The sequence below is a fragment of the Caulobacter sp. FG7 genome (assembly GCF_057808875.1).
Map to the genome: position 1 here is coordinate 261088 of NZ_JBMDIW010000002.1, position 17056 is coordinate 278143.

General features: G+C 69.0%; 16 protein-coding genes. 10 read left to right on the plus strand and 6 right to left on the minus strand.

Annotated features, from left to right (window positions below; genetic code table 11):
• On the minus strand, window positions 1–1206 hold the full coding sequence (locus tag ACODR1_RS03050) for an aromatic ring-hydroxylating oxygenase subunit alpha (protein WP_488879138.1): 1206 nt from the start codon (window positions 1204–1206) through the stop codon (window positions 1–3).
• 272 nt (window positions 1207–1478) lie between these two features.
• Here ACODR1_RS03050 and ACODR1_RS03055 point away from each other — a divergent pair, with 272 nt between their 5' ends.
• The 6 genes from ACODR1_RS03055 to ACODR1_RS03080 all read left to right on the plus strand — a co-directional run bounded on the left by ACODR1_RS03055 (window position 1479) and on the right by ACODR1_RS03080 (window position 6811).
• The gene (locus ACODR1_RS03055) at window positions 1479–2339 is read left to right on the plus strand and encodes a TauD/TfdA dioxygenase family protein (RefSeq protein WP_488879139.1); all 861 of its coding nucleotides are present in this window, start codon (window positions 1479–1481) and stop codon (window positions 2337–2339) included.
• 159 nt (window positions 2340–2498) lie between these two features.
• Window positions 2499–3329, plus strand: a complete 831-nt coding sequence (locus ACODR1_RS03060) for an oxidoreductase (protein WP_488879140.1) — start codon at window positions 2499–2501, stop codon at window positions 3327–3329.
• A 124-nt stretch (window positions 3330–3453) separates the two neighbouring features.
• The gene (locus ACODR1_RS03065; protein ID WP_488879141.1) at window positions 3454–3939 is read left to right on the plus strand and encodes a VOC family protein; all 486 of its coding nucleotides are present in this window, start codon (window positions 3454–3456) and stop codon (window positions 3937–3939) included.
• A gap of 230 nt (window positions 3940–4169) precedes the next feature.
• Window positions 4170–6158 carry a methylmalonyl-CoA mutase family protein gene (locus tag ACODR1_RS03070; RefSeq protein WP_488879142.1) on the plus strand — a complete coding sequence of 663 codons (1989 nt, stop codon included), beginning with the start codon at window positions 4170–4172 and terminating at the stop codon, window positions 6156–6158.
• 28 nt (window positions 6159–6186) lie between these two features.
• Window positions 6187–6477, plus strand: coding sequence for a nucleotidyltransferase family protein (locus ACODR1_RS03075; RefSeq protein ID WP_488879143.1), 291 nt, complete (start codon window positions 6187–6189; stop codon window positions 6475–6477).
• A complete protein-coding gene (locus tag ACODR1_RS03080) occupies window positions 6470–6811 on the plus strand; it encodes a HepT-like ribonuclease domain-containing protein (protein ID WP_488879144.1) in 342 nt (113 codons plus the stop codon). The genes ACODR1_RS03075 and ACODR1_RS03080 overlap by 8 nt, the downstream gene beginning before the upstream one ends.
• Before the next feature lie 3 nt (window positions 6812–6814).
• Here ACODR1_RS03080 and ACODR1_RS03085 read toward each other — a convergent pair whose 3' ends face one another.
• Window positions 6815–8185 (minus strand): MFS transporter, encoded by a 1371-nt coding sequence (locus ACODR1_RS03085; RefSeq protein ID WP_488879145.1) that lies wholly within the window; start codon window positions 8183–8185, stop codon window positions 6815–6817.
• Between the two features lie 145 nt (window positions 8186–8330).
• Between ACODR1_RS03085 and ACODR1_RS03090 the strand changes: the two genes are divergently transcribed.
• The 3 genes from ACODR1_RS03090 (at window position 8331) to ACODR1_RS03100 (ending at window position 9982) form a co-directional block, all read left to right on the plus strand.
• The gene (locus ACODR1_RS03090; protein WP_488879146.1) at window positions 8331–9044 is read left to right on the plus strand and encodes an extensin-like domain-containing protein; all 714 of its coding nucleotides are present in this window, start codon (window positions 8331–8333) and stop codon (window positions 9042–9044) included.
• Window positions 9045–9153: 109 nt separating this feature from the next.
• Complete coding sequence (locus ACODR1_RS03095; protein ID WP_488879147.1) at window positions 9154–9600, plus strand: response regulator transcription factor; 447 nt, start codon at window positions 9154–9156, stop codon at window positions 9598–9600.
• Window positions 9601–9661: 61 nt separating this feature from the next.
• Window positions 9662–9982, plus strand: coding sequence for a hypothetical protein (locus ACODR1_RS03100; RefSeq protein WP_488879148.1), 321 nt, complete (start codon window positions 9662–9664; stop codon window positions 9980–9982).
• Window positions 9983–10002: 20 nt separating this feature from the next.
• On the opposite strand, the gene ACODR1_RS03105 is transcribed toward ACODR1_RS03100, so the two are convergent.
• Window positions 10003–12585: a hybrid sensor histidine kinase/response regulator gene (locus ACODR1_RS03105; protein ID WP_488879149.1), complete on the minus strand. Its 2583-nt coding sequence runs from the start codon at window positions 12583–12585 to the stop codon at window positions 10003–10005.
• Window positions 12586–12712: 127 nt separating this feature from the next.
• Window positions 12713–13477 (minus strand): SDR family oxidoreductase, encoded by a 765-nt coding sequence (locus ACODR1_RS03110; protein ID WP_101717075.1) that lies wholly within the window; start codon window positions 13475–13477, stop codon window positions 12713–12715.
• Window positions 13478–13636: 159 nt separating this feature from the next.
• On the opposite strand from ACODR1_RS03110, the gene ACODR1_RS03115 reads away from it, so the two are divergent.
• Complete coding sequence (locus tag ACODR1_RS03115; protein ID WP_488879150.1) at window positions 13637–14131, plus strand: SRPBCC family protein; 495 nt, start codon at window positions 13637–13639, stop codon at window positions 14129–14131.
• A 16-nt stretch (window positions 14132–14147) separates the two neighbouring features.
• On the opposite strand, the gene ACODR1_RS03120 is transcribed toward ACODR1_RS03115, so the two are convergent.
• Together ACODR1_RS03120 and ACODR1_RS03125 are read right to left on the minus strand one after the other, a co-directional pair.
• The gene (locus ACODR1_RS03120; protein ID WP_488879151.1) at window positions 14148–14852 is read right to left on the minus strand and encodes a hypothetical protein; all 705 of its coding nucleotides are present in this window, start codon (window positions 14850–14852) and stop codon (window positions 14148–14150) included.
• Between the two features lie 71 nt (window positions 14853–14923).
• Window positions 14924–16783 carry a glycoside hydrolase family 2 protein gene (locus ACODR1_RS03125; RefSeq protein WP_488879152.1) on the minus strand — a complete coding sequence of 620 codons (1860 nt, stop codon included), beginning with the start codon at window positions 16781–16783 and terminating at the stop codon, window positions 14924–14926.
• Between the last annotated feature and the right edge of the window lie 273 nt (window positions 16784–17056).

Genomic DNA, 17056 nt, shown 5'->3' on the forward strand with positions numbered 1-17056 from the left:
TCAGGCGGCCTCCACCGGGGTGGAGGGCGCGGCGGGCACGCCCTTCATCCGCTCCCACTGGGCCTGGTAGCGCGGGGCCAGCCAGCGGTTGAACTGCACCTGCGCGCCCTCCTGCCAGGAGTAGCGGCCACGGATGGCGAAGCGCGAGCGCAGGCCCTTCTGGACCAGCTCGTCCACATGCATGTCCTGGGCGATGATCTGGCCGGCCGAGGTCATGATCATCTCCAGCCGCTCCTTGAAGCCGTAGCTTTCACGCGCGCCGGGAGCGACCAGGATGCCGGTGTCCTGGGCCATGGTCTCGGGGCCTGTCGGCCGCAGGATCAGGTAGATGACCATGTCGCTGGTCATGACGAGCGACAGGGTCGGCGGGATGTTGGCGAAGGTCGCCCGGCCGCGGTCCTCGTCCGACAGCTTGGGGAAGATCGGCAGCACCGCCTTCTGGGTCGGATTGAAGCTGGCGTCGGGATGGAGCGTGCCGTTGTAGCGCAGGAAGCCCGCGTCGCCGGGCGCGGCCTCGGGGAAGCTGGCCAGCTCGCTGGGGATGAAGTCGTGCAGCACGCCGCGATGCAGCTTGCTGGCGTGGTAGCCGTCGTTGTTGTTCTCGAACATCACCTTCCAGTTCCAGGCGAACTGGCCGGTCATGGGTTCGAGCGCCTCGGCGGCGTCGAGGTCGAAATTGGCGATGGCGGCCTCGACGGCGGCCAGACGCGGGGCCAGCGGCTCTGCGTCGGCGTCGAAATTGACGAAGATGAAGCCCAGCCAGATCTCGACCTTGAAGGCCGGCAGGCGGACCTGCTTCTTGTCGAAGCCGCAGGTGCGGTCCATGGCCGGGGCGTTCACCAGGTCGCCGTTCAGCGAATAGACCCAGTGGTGATAGGGGCAGACGAAGCCGCGGGCGTTGCCCTTGCCCTCGGCCACCAGCATGGCGCGGTGCTGGCACACCGACGACATCGCCTTGATCTCGCCGGCCCGATTGCGGGTGACCAGGATCGGCTCGCCGACGATCTCGGTGGTGAAGAAGTCGCCGGGCTCCTGCACCTGGTCCACCCGGCCCACGCACAGCCATTCGCGGTCGAACAGGGCGGCCTTCTCGAACGCGTAGAATTCGGCGTCGGTGTAGCAGGCCGGCGGCAGGGTCTCGGCTGCGCCCACCTCGTGGGTGGAGCTGGACAGCCCGTCGAAGAAGGCGTCGCTGAACAGGGTCACGGCCGGGCGCTCGCTTTTGGGAGAAGACCCCTCAAGGCTGGCGCCGCGCCCCGCCCCGGTCTTGCTCCAGCGCGCACGAAAACTTGGTCAGCGGCAGGCGCGAGCCGCACGGTCGCTCGCGGAACGAGCGCTGCTGTCGCAGCGCTGCGCAAGGACCTCGCTTTTGACCGTACGCGCACGAGAGGCAGGCAAGAGACAGTACGCGCTGAGGCAAGACCGTGATTTTTCAGCCGCCTAGGCTCAAGGCCAGACAGTCACCGAAGGTCGCCGACATGCTCGCGCAAGCCCTGCCCGCCCTGGCCAAGAAGCCGCTGAAAGACGACTTTGGCGCCGAGATCCTCGACATCGACCTGCCGACGGCGACCGACGCCGAACTCGACGGGGTGGTGGCCGCCTTCCACGCCCACGGCGCGGTGCTGGTGCGCGATCAGAAAATGACCCCCGACGACCTGATGGCCTTCATCGGCCGGTTCGGCGACCCGGAAGACCACACCCAGACCCGCTTCACCCTGCCCGGCTATCCAAAGATCTTCATCCTCTCCAACCGCGTGGTCGACGGAAAGCCGATCGGGGCCCACAACGACGGCGTCGGCTGGCACACCGACTACAGCTACAAGCCAGAGCCGGTGATGCTGACCATGCTCTACTGCGTGGAGGCCCCGGAGGAAGGCTCCGACACCCTGCTGGCCGACGGCTGCGCGGCCTGGGAAGCGCTGGGCGCCGAGAAACAGGCGCAGCTGCTGCCGCTGCGCCTGCACCATAGCTACAAGCACTTCATGGCCACCCGCGAGTTCGGGGCCCAGATCCTGTCGCCCGAGATGGAGGCGGCCAATCCCGACGTCGAACACCCGCTGATCCGCACCCACCCGGCCGACGGCCGCAAGGCGCTGTGGCCCTCGACCGGCACGGTGACCGAAGTGATCGGCAAGCCGGGCCCCGAGGGCCTGGCCTTGCTGGACGAGCTGGTGGATTTCATGACGCAGGAGCGCTTCGTCCACGCCCACAAGTGGCGGCCCGGCGACCTCCTGATGTGGGACAACCGCTGCACCCTGCACACCGGCACCCTGTACGACGATCAGAAGTATTTCCGGACGATGCACCGCCTGTGGGTGAAGGGCGACAAGCCGTTTTGACGAGATGCTCCCCCCTGAAGGGGGAGCTGTCGCGGAGCGACTGAGGGGGAAGTTGTTGCTGAGACGGCCGACGCCTAGTCAGCTGATAACGTCCCCCCTCCGGCCCTTCGGGCCACCTCCCCCAGAGGGGGAGGATCTAGTTCAACAGGACCTTCCACCATGACCCAGACCTGGCTGATCACCGGCGTGTCCGGCGGGCTCGGACGCGAGATCGCCGCGGCGGCGCTGGCGCGAGGCGATGTCGTGGCCGGCACGGTGCGCAGACTGGCCGACGTCGCGGCCTTCGAGGCCCTGGCGCCCGGCCGCGCCCACGGCCTGGTGATGGACGTCACCGACCCGGTCGCGGTCGAGAACGCCGTGAAGACCGCCCAAGCGCTGACCGGCCAGATCGACGTGCTGGTCAACAACGCCGGCTACGGCCTGGTCGGCGCGGTGGAGGAGGCCTCGCTCGACGAGGTTCGCGCCCAGTTCGAGACCAACGTCTTCGGGCCGCTGGCCGTGCTCAAGGCCGTGCTGCCGGCCATGCGGGCGCGCCGCGCCGGGCGGATCGTCAACATCACCTCTGTCTCGGGCCTGGCGGTCTGGGCCGGCACCGGCGTCTACTGCGCCAGCAAGTGGGCGCTGGAGGGGCTGACCCAGTCCCTCGCCGCCGAGGTCGCCGAGCTGGGCATCAAGGTGATCAACGTCGCCCCCGGCGGCCTGCGCACGGCCTTCGCCAAGGGCTCCAAGACCATCGTCGCCGAGAAGCTCGCCGACTACGACGGCCTGGCCCGCGACGCCGAACGGATCATGGCCGACCATGCCGGGTCCGAGCCCGGCGATCCCAAGAAGGCCGCCCTGGCCGTGCTGGCGATCGTCGACGCCCCCGAACCGCCCCTGCACCTGCTGCTCGGCGAAGACGCCCTGAAATACGCCGGCTACGCCGCCGACGGCCTGAAGGCCGACATCGAGGCCTGGCGCGACCTCTCCCTTTCCATCGCCTTCGACTGAGCAACCGGCCCTCGCCCTTCGACGCGCCCAGGGTGAGGTCCGGAATGCGACTTCAACAGTCGTCCCCATGCCGAGCCTGTCGAAGCACGAGGACGCCCCACCACCGCAACCAAAGGACCCGCCCGTGACCAACACCCTGATCTTCGTCGACCTGGCCAGCGACGACCCCGCCAAGGCCGGCGAGTTCTACGCGCAGGTGTTCGGCTGGCAGAACGACGCCCGGCCGCAGGGGATCTATCACCGCATGGTCCCGGGCGGTCAGTTCAAGAACCCCGACGGCGGCGACAGCCAGATCGGCAACCTGCATCTCGGCATCTTCGACGCCGCCAACGCCCGCCCGCACCCGGAGCCGGCTGGCGTCGAGCCCCGCACCCTGTCGACCGACGGCCGCAAGCCCCGCATCTGGATCCTGATCGGCGACGACGACAGCGCCGACCGCATTCTGGGAACCGCGCAAAGCCTGGGGGCGACCCTGCTCTGGCGCGACCACTACTGGGCCGAGTTCAACGGCTACAACCACGCCTTCCGCGACCCGTGGGGCAATGAGATCGTGCTGTGGGGCAAGGCGGGGCAGAACCCGGAAGTGCCGGAGAGCTTCAGCCGGGAATGAAGATCCTCCCCCTGAAGGGGGAGGTGTCGGCGAAGCCGACGGAGGGGGATGTGTCTGCTGAGTTCTGAGCGGGATGGGAGGCTGCGGCCTCTTCCCCCTCCGGCCCTTCGGGCCACCTCCCCCTTCAGGGGGAGGATCTGAACTCGCACCTGCGAGGCCTCATATTGCACCGCACCCAACACGAGCGCATCATCCGGCGATAACCAGAAAAGACCGCCGGGAGCGCGAGGATGTCGGACAAGGCCTTTCAGCACGCGCCCGATCCGCCGTGGATCTTCCGCACCTATGCCGGCCACTCGACGGCCGAGAAATCCAACGCGCTCTATCGCTCGAATCTGGCGCGCGGCCAGACGGGCCTGTCGGTGGCCTTCGATCTGCCGACCCAGACCGGCTACGACCCCGACCACGTGCTGTCGCGCGGCGAGGTCGGCAAGGTGGGCGTGCCGATCAGCCATCTGGGCGACATGCGCGCCCTCTTCAGCCAGATCCCGCTGGAGAAGATGAACACCTCCATGACCATCAACGCCCCGGCCGCCTGGCTGCTGGCGATGTACGTCGCGCTGGCCGACGAGCAGGGAGCCGACCGGCGCCTGCTTCAGGGCACCACCCAGAACGACCTGATCAAGGAATACCTCTCCCGCGGCACCTACATCTTCCCGCCGGGGCCGTCCTTGCGGCTGATCGGCGACATGATCGCCTGGTGCTATCGCGAGGTTCCCAAATGGAACCCGATGAACGTCTGCAGCTACCACCTGCAGGAGGCCGGGGCGACGCCCGAGCAGGAGCTGGCCTTCGCCCTGGCCACCGCCATCTCGGTGCTCGACACCGTGCGGGCCGGCGGCCAGGTTCCGGAAGAAGACTTCGAGATCGTCGCCTCGCGGATCAGCTTCTTCGTCAACGCCGGGGTGCGGTTCGTCACCGAGCTGTGCAAGATGAGGGCCTTCACCCAGCTGTGGGACCAGATCCTGCTCGAGCGCTACGGCGTGCAGGACAAGAAGGCCCGCCGCTTCCGCTACGGGGTGCAGGTCAACTCCCTGGGCCTGACCGAGCCGCAGCCCGAGAACAACGTCTACCGCATTCTCATAGAGGCCCTGGCCGTCACGCTGAGCAAGGACGCCCGCTGCCGGGCCCTGCAGCTGCCGGCCTGGAACGAGGCTCTGGGCCTGCCGCGCCCCTGGGACCAGCAGTGGTCGCTGCGGCTGCAGCAGGTCCTGGCCTACGAGACCGACCTCCTGGAATACGAGGACCTGTTCGCCGGCTCCCACGTGGTCGAGGCCAAGGTCGCCGAGCTGTCGAAGGGCGCGCTGGAGCAGCTGGCCCTGATCGACGAGATGGGCGGCGCGGCCAGCGCCATCGACTACATGAAAGCCGAGTTGGTCGGGTCGAACGCCAGGCGGGTGCGGGCCGTCGAGACCGGCGACCTCACCGTGGTCGGCGTCAACCGCTGGACCGACAGCGAGCCCTCGCCCCTGTCGGCCGGCGAGGGGGCGATCGAGACGGTCGATCCGAAGCTGGAGGCCGAGGTCGTCGCCCGCATCCAGGCCTGGCGCGCCGATCGCGACGCCGCCGCCGTCGAGGCCGCGCTGGCCGACCTGAAGGCCGCCGCCAGCGATGGTCGAAACGTCATGGAGCCCTCGATCACCGCCGCCCGGGCCGGGGTCACCACCGGCGAATGGGCCGGGGCTTTGCGCTCGGTGTTCGGCGAGTATCGCGGCCCGACGGGCGTGGCGATCGTGGTCTCGACCGGCGAGGCCGAGGACGTCGAGGCGGTGAAGGCCGAGGTGGAACGGGTCTCGCAGGTGCTGGGCCGCACCCTGACCTATCTCGTCGGCAAGCCGGGTCTGGACGGCCATTCGAACGGCGCCGAGCAGATCGCCACCCGCGCGCGGGCCTGCGGCATGGAGGTCGTCTACGACGGCATCCGCTCGACGCCGGAAGAGATCGTCCGCCGCGCCAAGGAGAGCCGCGCCCACGTGGTGGGGCTGTCGATCCTGTCGGGCTCGCACCTGGATCTCGTGCAGGAGGTCGTGCGGCTGATGCGCGCCGAAGGGCTGGAGCACGTGCCCGTTGTGGCCGGCGGCATCATCCCCGAGGCCGACGCCCTGATCCTGAAACAGATGGGCGTGGCGCGGATCTACACCCCCAAGGATTTCAGGATCACGCAGATCATGGGCGACGTGGTGCGGCTGGTTGAGGCGACGGCGCTGGAGCAGGCTTGAGCGACATGTTTCGTGCTATGATGATCACATGACCCTCGACGAGGCCCTCACCCGACTACGCGCGGCCAAGCCGCTGCTCGACCGCTACGGCGTCGCGCGGGTCGGCGTCTTCGGCTCGACCGCGCGCGGCGAGGCGGGCCCGGACAGCGACGTGGACGTGCTGGTGGAATACGAGCCTTCGGTGTTGCCGGGCTTCGGATTCTTCCGCCTGGAGCGTGATCTGATGGAACTGCTGGGACGGCCCGTCGATCTGGTCACGGAGGATGGGCTGCACCGTCTCGTGAAGGAGCCGGTGTTGCGAGAGGTCGTCTTTGCCTGAGGCTTCTGCTCGAACCCACGCGATCGAGCTTCTGGAGGCCATCGCAAAGATCGAGCGCTTTGTCGCCGACGTCGATCAGGCCGCGTTTTTGTCGGATGTGATGCGTCGCGACGCCGTCGCCATGAATTTGCTGGTGATCGGTGAAAGCGCGGCCCGACTGCCCGCCGAAGTGCGCGACCTTGAACCCGAGATCGACTGGAACGCCTCCATCGGCCTACGCCACCGTATCGCCCACGGCTATTCCAGCATCAGCTTCACGATCGTCTGGTCCATCGTCGTCGTGGAGTTGCCGGGTTTGCGCACCGCTATCGAGCGGATCATCACTCGGCTCTAGAGGCTAGTCCCTCGCCAGCCGCCACGCCGCCGCAAACCCCACCAGAGCCAGCGGGATGAACGCCGCGAACAGCCACGGCCCATGGATGAAGGCCGCGGCCGGGCCGATGCCGTGGCCGAAGCCCAGCAGGTTGGCCATGGCCCCGGCGGCGGCCGAGCCGGCCGCGCCGCCGATCAATTGCACCGTGGGCACCGCCGATGAGGCCAGGGCCTGCTCCTCGACCGGCGCGCCGGCGATGGTGCGGCGGGCCAGGAACGCCCAGCAGAGGCCAAAGCCGCAGCCGACCGCCAGCAGCGACAGGCCCGTACTCCACAGGCCGCCGCGCGTCACCGCCAGAGCGGCCAGCGCCACCCCAAGCAGGATCACCAGGGCGCCGGCGCGGATGGCCAGGGGCTCTTGCTCAGCCTTCAGCCGGGCCACCAGCATGGCGCAGACCGTCCAGCCGGCGGCGATGCCGCCGGTGACATAGCCCGCGACCAGGGGCGAGGCGCCGTGGCGGGCCTGGATGAAGGCGGGGCCATAGACAGTGAAGCCGATGGCGGCGGCCTCGCAGGCGAACATGGTCAGAAGGCCAAGGCCGGTGGCGGTCGACAGGTCGGCGGCCGAGCGTGGCAAGAGGCGATCGGGCGAGGCGCGGTTGACGGCCAGCATCGCGGCCATGGCCACGACGCCGAGCACCGCGCAGGCGCCCGCCACGGCCGGCGAGGCCACGACCCCGGCCGCGCCGATCAGGCCGACGCCGACGACCAGCAGCAGCAGCTGGCGGCTGGGAATGCGGGTGCGGCCGGCCTCGCGCTTCTCGCCCGGCAGCATGGCCAGCACGGCGACGACGAAGACCACGCCCTGGATGACGAAGGCCCAGAACGCCCCCCGCCAGAAGCCGGCGGCGGCGAACAGCCCGCCCAGCATCGGCCCCAGCAGGGTCGCCCCGCCCCACACCCCGGCCACCGCGCCATAGACGCGCGGCCACAGGCTTTCGGGAAACAGGGCGGTGATCGCCACGTAGCACAGCGCCACCACCGCCCCCGCGCCCAGGCCCTGCACCAGGCGGCCGGCGACGAAGGTGACGAAGTCGGGGGCCAGCGCGCTCATGGCGCAGCCGATCGCATAGACCACCCCTGCGAAGGCCGTGGCGCGCCGAAGGCCGAGGCCTTGCGAGAACTTGCCGCTGCACGCGCCGGCGACGATCGAGCCGATCAGATAGGCCGCCACCGACCAGCCGAAATACTGGTGGCCGCCGATCTCCCGGGCGACGCTGGGCATGATGGTGGCGGTGACCAGGGTGTCGGCGGCGTTCAGCCAGATGCCCAGGCACAGCAGGCCAAAGCGCGGCAGCAGGGCGCGGTCGAGCAGGGCGGCGCGGTCGGCGGACATCCAAGGTCTCTGGTGCGATCCTTCCGGATCGGGCAGGCGGTCATGCCCTGTTCAGCGCCGGCCGCCAAGGCCGTGCGCGCCATCCTCGCCCTTCGGCGAGCATCGCGTGGCGAAACCTCCGCTCCGGCCGGCCGTTGCAGCCCGGGTGAAACCCGCTTCGCCCCAGGCCCTCGCGCTGGCCGAAATCGGCGGCCTGCTGCTCGACGCGGTCCTCGTCGGCCTGCTCGTCTTCGCGCTGGTCGACCGCATCGCGCCGCCGCAGGACCTGGCCTGGAAGCCATTCTCCATCGACCAGCCGCTGGGGCTGGCTACGCAGGCCAAGCTGGCGCGGATCGGCGCCGACCCGGCCGCCTGCCGCGCGGCCTTGCGCTCAGGCGGCCTCGCCCCCATCGACCAACCCGTCCGGAAAGACGGCTTCTGCTCCACCCGCGACACAGTGCGGGTGGAGAGCCGCCTGTCGCCGGCCGCCCCGGTCATGACCTGCCCCCTGGCCCTGCGCTACGCGACGTGGGAGCGGCAGGTGCTGGAGCCGGCCGCCGAGCGGCTGCTGGACGCCAAGCTGGCCCGCGTCGAGCACCTGGGAACCTATGCCTGCCGCACCATCTACGGCCGCGAGGGCGAGCGACCCAGCCAGCACGCCAGCGCCTCGGCCCTCGATATTTCCGGCGTGCGCCTGGCCGACGGACGCCGGCTGACCATCGCGGCCGATTTCCGCAAGGACAACCCCGAGGGCCGCTTCCTGCGGGTCGCCCGGGCTGGAGGCTGCGAACTGTTCGGCGCGGTGCTGGGTCCCGACTACAACACAGCCCACGCCGACCACCTGCACCTGGACCTCAGCCCCTACCGCCTGTGCCGCTGACACCGCGACAATAAGCGCGGCCCTGGCGCGCACGCGGGGGTGCGACAGGCTCGCAACGCGCGCTATAGTTGGTCGAGTACCCGACGCGTAGATTCTGGAAATCCCGCCGATGCCGCACGCCGTCCTGGTGATCGACGACGATCCCCTGATCCGCGACTTCGTCGACCTGGTGCTGAGCCAGTCGGGACATCGCGTCTCGGCCGCGCCCAACGGCACGATCGGCCTGGAGGCTCTCAGCCACGTCCGCGCCGACCTGGTGCTGCTCGATATCCAGATGCCCGGCATGAGCGGGCTGGAGATGCTGCGGCTGATGCGCAAGCATCGCAAGCTGCGCACGCCGGTGATGATGATCACCGCCCGGGGCGATATCGACACCGTCAAGCTGGCCCTGAACGAGGGCGCCAACGGCTATATCGTCAAGCCGTTCACCGCCGCCGACCTGTCCAAGCGGGTCAACGCCCTGCTGAGCCACGAGCCCAAGGCTGCGCCGCCTCCGCCCGCGCCGGTCCCGACGCCCGCCGCCCCGCGCCAACCGGACACCTTCGAGATCGACTAGCGCGCCATTCACCCATAGGACGAGTTCGTGCTAGGCCGGCCTCTCCATCAAGGGGGTCCCCATGTTTGCACGCTACAAGACCTTGCTGATCGCCGCCGGGCTTTCGATCGCCGCCGCGACGCCCGCCGCCGCCTACTCGGAATGCAGCGCCAAGATCCAGAGCGCCTTCTATTCCCAGGAGGGCTACGTCTGGATCAATATCCACGTGAACAACACGATCGGTGCGATCGTGGTCGACAAGACCGATCCGAACCGCGAGGCCTATCTTTCGATCCTGCTGACCGCCCGGTCGCAGGATAAGCCGGTGGTCTTCCGCCTGGCCAAGGACAACGCCGACTGCACGGCCACCCATCACGACCTGACGGGCATCTGGATTCCCTGAGGTCGCTGGCGGCGCGGGGCTCAGCCCCCGACCGCCTGCATCTTCCGCGCCCGCGTCGCCGTCCGCGCCTGGGCGGCGACCACCACCTGGGCCAGGATGGTCAGCAGGTTGCGCATGTCGATCGGCTTGGCGACATGGGCGTCCATGCCCGCCTCCAGGCAGGTGCGGATCTGGGTGCTCATCACGTCGGCGGTCAGGGCGACGATCGGCAGGTTGCGCCAGCGCGGGTCGGCGCGCAGGCGGCGGGTGGCCTCCAGCCCGTCCATCACCGGCATGTTGACGTCCATCAGCACGATGTCGAAGGGCTCGGCCTCGACGGCCGCCAGCGCCTCCTGGCCGTTCTCGACCTCGACCAGCTCGCAGCCGAACGGCTCGAGGAACAGGCGGATGACACGGCGATTGACCGGGTGGTCGTCGACCACCAGCACCCGCCGCCCGCCCAGCGAAGTCAGGGCGTCCAGCTCGAACACCGCGGCCGGCGCTTCGGCCAGCGCCGCCGGGGCCGAGGCCTCGGCCAGGTCGGCCATGAACTTCAGGGTGAAGAGCGAGCCCTCGCCCTCGCGGCTGCGCACATTGACCGAGCCGCCCATCAGTTCGGCCAGCCGCCGGGTGATGTTCAGCCCCAGGCCCGAGCCGCCATAGTTGCGGGTGGTCGAGGCGTCGGCCTGGGTGAAGGCCCCGAACAGCTTGTCCAGCGTGGCCGAGTTCATGCCGATGCCGGTGTCGCTGACGGTCAGGCGCACGGCCTGGCGGCCGCTGTTGGGCTCCACGGCGCAGGCCAGGGTCACCTCGACGCGACCCTCGCTGGTGAACTTCAGGGCGTTGGACACCAGGTTGGCCACGCACTGACGCACGCGCACCACATCGAACATCAGGCACGGCGGCGCATCGCCGTCGATGTTGAACGACAGGACGATGCCCTTCTCGCGCGCCGTCGGCTGGAAGCCGTTGACCAGGCGGCTCACCGTCTGGACCAGGTCGCCGGCGGTAGGCGCGATCTCCAGCTTGCCGGCCTCGATCTTCGACAGGTCGAGGATGTCGTTCAGCAGCACCAGCAGGGTCTCGCCGGAGTCGATCAGGAGGTCGACCTGCTCGCGCTGGCCCGCGCCCAGTTCGTCGGCGCGCAGGGCCTGGGCCATGCCCAGCATGCCGTTCAACGGCGTGCGCAGTTCGTGGCTCATCACCGCCAGGAACGACGACTTGGCGTCGCTGGCCGCCTCGGCCCGGCCGCGGGCGTCCTTCAGGTTGGCCTGGGCCCGGCGCATATAGACCGCCCAGGCGACGCCACCGACCACCAGCAGGGCCATCAGGGCGGCGATGACGCCGGTGGCCTGGGCCAGGCGCCGGGTCAGCTCGACCTCGGCGGTCAGCCGGCGGCTCTCGCTGCGCTTGGCGCGAAGCTCGGCCTCGAGGGCCGAGGAGATCTGGGCGGCGGTGGCGGCCTGGGTGGTGCTGGCCTCGCGGGCGTGGGTGGCGCGCCAGCGGTCGAACAGGGCGAAGGCGTCCTTCCCCCTCCCCTCGGCATTGGCGATGTAGGCCTCGACCAGCAGGCGGCCAATCGGATCGGGACGCGCCGCGCGCGGCGGCGCCTGGTCGAGCACGGCGAGATCCGCGCGGGCCCGGGCGGCATATCCGGTGCGCGCCAGGGCCTTGGCTCGCAGGCGCAGCATCGACACCGACACCCGGTCGCGCGGCGCGGCCAGGGCCGGGCCTGCGTCGACCAGGCAGCGCAGCACCGCGCGCGGGTCGTCGCGGGCGTCGGCGATCACCGCACACAGGTTCTGGTCCCAGGTCAGCAGGTCCTCGTCGCCGGTGGCCTCGCTCATCCGGTGGTGCATGTCGGCGAACTGCTCGGCGGCCTGAATCTCGCCCAGCTCGGCGGCGGTGTAGGCGATGTCGTACAGCCGCTCGATCTTGCGCATGTAGAAGGCGTCGCGCTCGTCCAGGCGCGCGGCCTCGGCCATGTGGTCCAGGGCGCCGTCCTTGTCGCCGATTTCCGATAGCGTGTAGGAGTGCACCTGGTGCGCCTCGGCCAGCAGCGGCCGGGCGATCGAGCCGCGCTCCTCCAGGTCCTCGAACAGCTCGCCGGCGAACTGGCTGGCCTGGGTCCAGCGGCCGCTGCGGGCCAGCAGGCGGATGCGCTCGACGCCGGCCATCAGGCCGATCTCGCGGCCAGACCCCTCCAGGAACCGTGCCCAGCGGGCGTCGTCGACGCCGCTCGGTCCGCGGGTCTCCAGCTCGTAGGCGGCCTCCATCATCTCGGCCAGGGTGATCAGTTCGGCGTCGTCGTCGGCGCGGGCGGTGGCCCGCACCGTGGCGATCCAGTCCTTGAAGGCCTGGTCGACGTGATTGCTCTTGTAGGCGTAGAGCACCCGCCACAGGGCGTAGAGCCGCGTGTCGCCCCGCTGGCGCAGGGCCCGGCGGCCCGCCCGCTCGACATCCTCGTTGGCGTGCGGCGCGGGTCCGGCCCGCTGGACGCCGATCTCGCGATAGAGCGTCTGCAGCTTGCCCGCCTGCCCGCCGATCTCCGGCGTCGCGGCGCGGGCCGGCGCCACGCCGACCAGGGCGACGAGCGCGAGCAGCAGGGGCAGGATGCGCTTCAAGCGGCGGGTCCTCGATTGACCCCCAATCTCCTAGCGGCAACCTCTTATGCTGACGGTTAATTTCCGGCGGGGCGCGACCCTGGGCCGCACCAAAAATCGCCGTTATCGCGCCTCGGTGGAGCTTGGCTCAGATGGTCGCCCCGCCGTCCACCACCAGGGCTTGCCCGGTCATGAAGCTGCCCGCGCTTGACGCGAGGTAGACCGCCGCCCCGGCGATCTCGTCCGGCTCGCCGATCCGGCGCAGCGGCACCCCGGCGGTCGAGCGCTCCAGGGTCTTGGGATCGTCCCACAGGGCCTTGGCGAAGTCGGTCTTTATCAGGCCTGGCGCGATGCAGTTTACCCGCACGTTGTCGGGTCCGAACTCGTGGGCGAGGTTGCGGGCCAGCTGGAAGTCGGCGGCCTTGGAGATGTTGTAGGCCCCGATGATGGCGTTGCCGCGCAGGCCGCCGATCGAGCTGACGATGACGATCGCGCCGTCCTTCCGCTCGCGCATCTCCGGGGCGACCATCGAAATCAGCCAGTGATTGCTGATGATGTTGTTGTCGAGAATCTTGCGGAACTGGTCGTCGCTGATCCCGGCCAGCGGGCCGTAATAGGGATTGCTGGCGGCGTTGCAGACGCAGACGTCGACGCGGCCGAAGGCGGCGCGGGTCTCGTCGACCAGGCGCTGCAGGTCCTCCTTGGAGGCGATGTTGGCCGGCACGGCGATGGCGGTTCCTTGGCCATGCTTCTCATTGAGAGCCGCCGCCACCTCCTCGCAGGGACCGGCCTTGCGCGACGAGATCACCACCTTGGCGCCGTGCTCGGCCATGCGCTCGGCGATGGCCTTGCCGATCCCGCGCGAGGATCCGGTGATGATGGCCACCTTGCCGGAAAGGTCGAAGAGGCTCACGGCGCGCTCCTTAAACATTTGTTTGAATTTCCGGCACAGTGGCCCCGGGGGCGAGGCGGGTCAACCGGCTTCGGAAAAATGCGGCGGCGCCTGTCGGGACGGGTCGACCCGCGACGTCCTTGGGCCGAACACTGTTTCCAACGACACGGAGAAAACGCCATGGCCCCAGAGATCGATCGCGACGCCGCCCCGCAAGCCGCCGCTCACGAACTGGTCCTGACCCGGATCATCGACCAGCCGGCCGAGAAGCTCTTCAAGTGCTGGACCACGCCCGAGCTGCTGCCCGAGTGGTTCTGCCCGCCGCCCTGGCGCGTCAGCCACGCGCAGATGGACGTGCGCACCGGCGGCTCCAGCCTGATCGTCATGAGCGGCCCGAACGGCGAGGAGATGCCTAATCAAGGCGTCTATCTGGAGGTGGTCGACAACCAGCTGATCGTCTTCACCGACGCCTTCACCAGCGCCTGGGTCCCCTCCGACAAGCCGTTCATGGTCGGCATCGTCCGCTTCGAGGACCTGGGCGGCGGCCAGACCCGCTACACCGCCATCGCCCGCCACTGGTCGGCCGAGGACAAGGCCATGCACGAGCAGATGGGCTTCCACGAAGGCTGGGGCGTCGCCGCCGACCAGATGGCGGCCCTGGCGGCGAGGCTTTAGGGCGTATCGGGCGGCGTCACCGACGAGTTCGTAAGGCCGCATAGGAATTCTTGTAGAAACGAGTAGGCACACCGTCTGCATCGCTCACACATTGGACGACGTATATCTTCGTGACATCGTTCTCTATGTACGCGGTCTGGACTTTGGCCCAGAGAGCGGCATTGCTAGCAAGCGCCTCCACCGCACTTGCGATTTCCGGCTGATGCCCACTGCGCTGAAGCGCGCCAATTGCACCATTTTCCCAACCGTAACCCATATTCTTTTGGGGGAAGTGGATGCTCATCGTTTTGAGTGCCGCCTCGCAATAGTCTGACATTGGTAGAAGAGGCTTTGTTCCAGCGTCGATCGAAGCGAACAGGACCACGCGCCCGCTGTCTTGGTCGAAGCGAGCTTCAAACGAGATATCGAGATCAGGCGAGAGCAGGTCGGGCGGCGCAAAGTACCTTTTCCCTTGATCCTTCAGGACGTCCGACATGCTCCTTTGCAATTGGGCTTCAATGCGCATCAACACATAGTCCAGCCGCGTTAGCGGCCCATTGAGCCAACGATCCTCGACAATGCGGCGCGAAGGGGTCAGCTCGCTGAGGATGTCCTTGCCATCGCCCCTGATGGTGGCGTCCGCTGCAAACGCGAAGGGTGGATCTTCCAGCCACTTTGGAGTCGTGCCCCCTACCTGCGGTAGGGGCAGGAGTAGAGCGCCGATGATGAGCGCCTTAAACATGGAGTGGCCCCGCGTTGAAGCGCTAGCTTAGAAGTCCGCATAGAGCGCGCGCCCCCAAGATCGGGTAGGATTTACCGCCCCTCCCCCGCCAGCTTTTCGTAGTAGTCGGCCAGCACCTTGAAGGCGGCCTTGCGCCGGCCGGTGGGCGAGATCAGGCCCTTGCGGTTCCATCCCTGCTGGTAGACCGGGTGCTGGCGGCGGGGCGAGCGGAAGTCCTTCAGGATCCACGGCGACATGCCGCGAAGGGACGGGGCGTTGGCGGCCATGGCCAGGGTCTGGACGTAGTAGCGGGCCTGGAAGTCCTCCGAGAACTTGCGCATCAGGGCCGGATCGCTGAAGCCGGCCAGGGCGTCGGCGCCGAACTCGGAGAACACCATCGGCTTGTCGGTGGGCCGCCAGGCGATCCTGGCCACTGCGTCGAGGCCGTCGTCAGAGTACCAGCCCGCATAGGTGTTGACCGCCAGCACGTCGAGCTTAGCGGCCAGCGGGTCGTCGATGCCCATCACCTGGCGGCCGCCCTCGATCTTGCGGTCGGCCAGCAGGGCGGCGGTGACCAGGCGGGTGTCGTCCAGCGCGCGGACGTCGTCGGCCAGGGTTCCCAGGAAGGCGTTGCGGGCGTCGCTGATCGGGGTCTCGTTGGCCACGCTCCACAGCACGATCGAGGCGCGGTTGCGATCCCGGCGGATGGAGTCGGCCAGCATGCCGCGCGCCAGCTTCAGGGTGCGGGCGTTGCCGAAGTCGACCAGCCAGTAGATCGGGATCTCGCTCCAGACCAGCAGGCCCATCTCGTCGGCCAGGCGCGTGGTCACCTCCGAATGCGGATAGTGGGCCAGGCGCACGAAGTTGGCGTGCAGGCCGTCACGCGCCTCGGCCAACAGGGCGTGGGCGGAGGCGTCGGTGATAGTGCGGGCCGGGTTCTCGCCCAGCTCCTCCTCGTGCAGGCAGATGCCGCGCAGGAACACCGGCTTGCCGTTGACCAGGATCTCGCCGCCGCGCACCTCGACGGTGCGGAAGCCGACGCGGTCGGTCAGCACGTCGTCGCCCGCCTCGACACGGACGTCGTAAAGCGCCGGCGCGCCGGGCGCCCAGCGCTTGAGGCCCTTGGGCGCGGGCGCCGACAGCCTGGCGACGCCATCCGAACCGGCCTGGCCGGAGAGGGTGAGGCTCAGTCCGGCGACCTTGACGCTGACCGTCTGGCCTGCGGCGGCGGGACCGTCGAGGCGTACGTCGGCGGCGATCGCCTTGCCGTCGCGGGTCAGGCGCACCCAGGCCTCGTCGACGAAGGTGGCGGGGGTGATCACCAGCCGCACCGGGCGGGTGACGCCGCCGTAGTTTTCCCAGTCGGTGACCGGCGGCGGCGCGCCGTCGACGGCGGGAGTGGAGTCGACGCCGACCGTCACCTGGTTCTGGCCGGCCCGCAGCAGCCTGGTCACCTCCAGCGAGAAGGGCGTGAAGCCGCCCTCGTGCTCGCCCACGGCCTGACCGTTCAGATAGACCTTGGCGGTGTAGTTGGCGGCCTCGAAGCGCAGGAAGGCCCGCTGGCCGGGCTTCAGCGCCGGGGTCTCGAACCGCCGCTGGTACCACACGAGGCCCTGGTAGTGGCGCATCTCGGGCGCATGGGTCAGCCACGAGGCCGGCAGGGTCGCGGTCGGCGCGCGCTGCATGTCGTATTCATAGAGCGCCTTGGGATCGGCGCGGGTGACCTGCTCGACGTCGCTGTCGTCGTAGCGGCGGTGGCCGACGCCGGGCGGACCGCGATGGAAGCCGGCGACCCCGTCGCGATAGGGATCGACCGAATAGTTCCAGGTTCCCGACAGGTCCTGGCCCTCGCGCCGGTCGGCCCGCGTCAGGGTCGGCCCCGCCTGCGCCGCCGACGCGGCCATGACCAGCACGGCCGCGGCCGCCAGAACGCGCTCGAACACCCGCCGCATCCACCTCTCCCTGTACCGCAACGCTGGTAATGCCAACGTTGTCATTGGTCGGGATATTGGTCAGGCCGGTTGCCGGTTGTCTAGGCTGCTATCTTGAATCTTCCCGTCACTCCCGCCCTGGAAGCGGGGGCCTCCATCGCTATCGGCATAGCCCTAGGTGAACGAACACAATTGGTGTCCGCTAAGGGTGGATGACGCCCCAAAGAAACCCTCTCTCATGGAGAGAGGGAGGGGCCCGCGCCGCAGGCGTGGGAGGGTGAGTGGGTAGGCGAA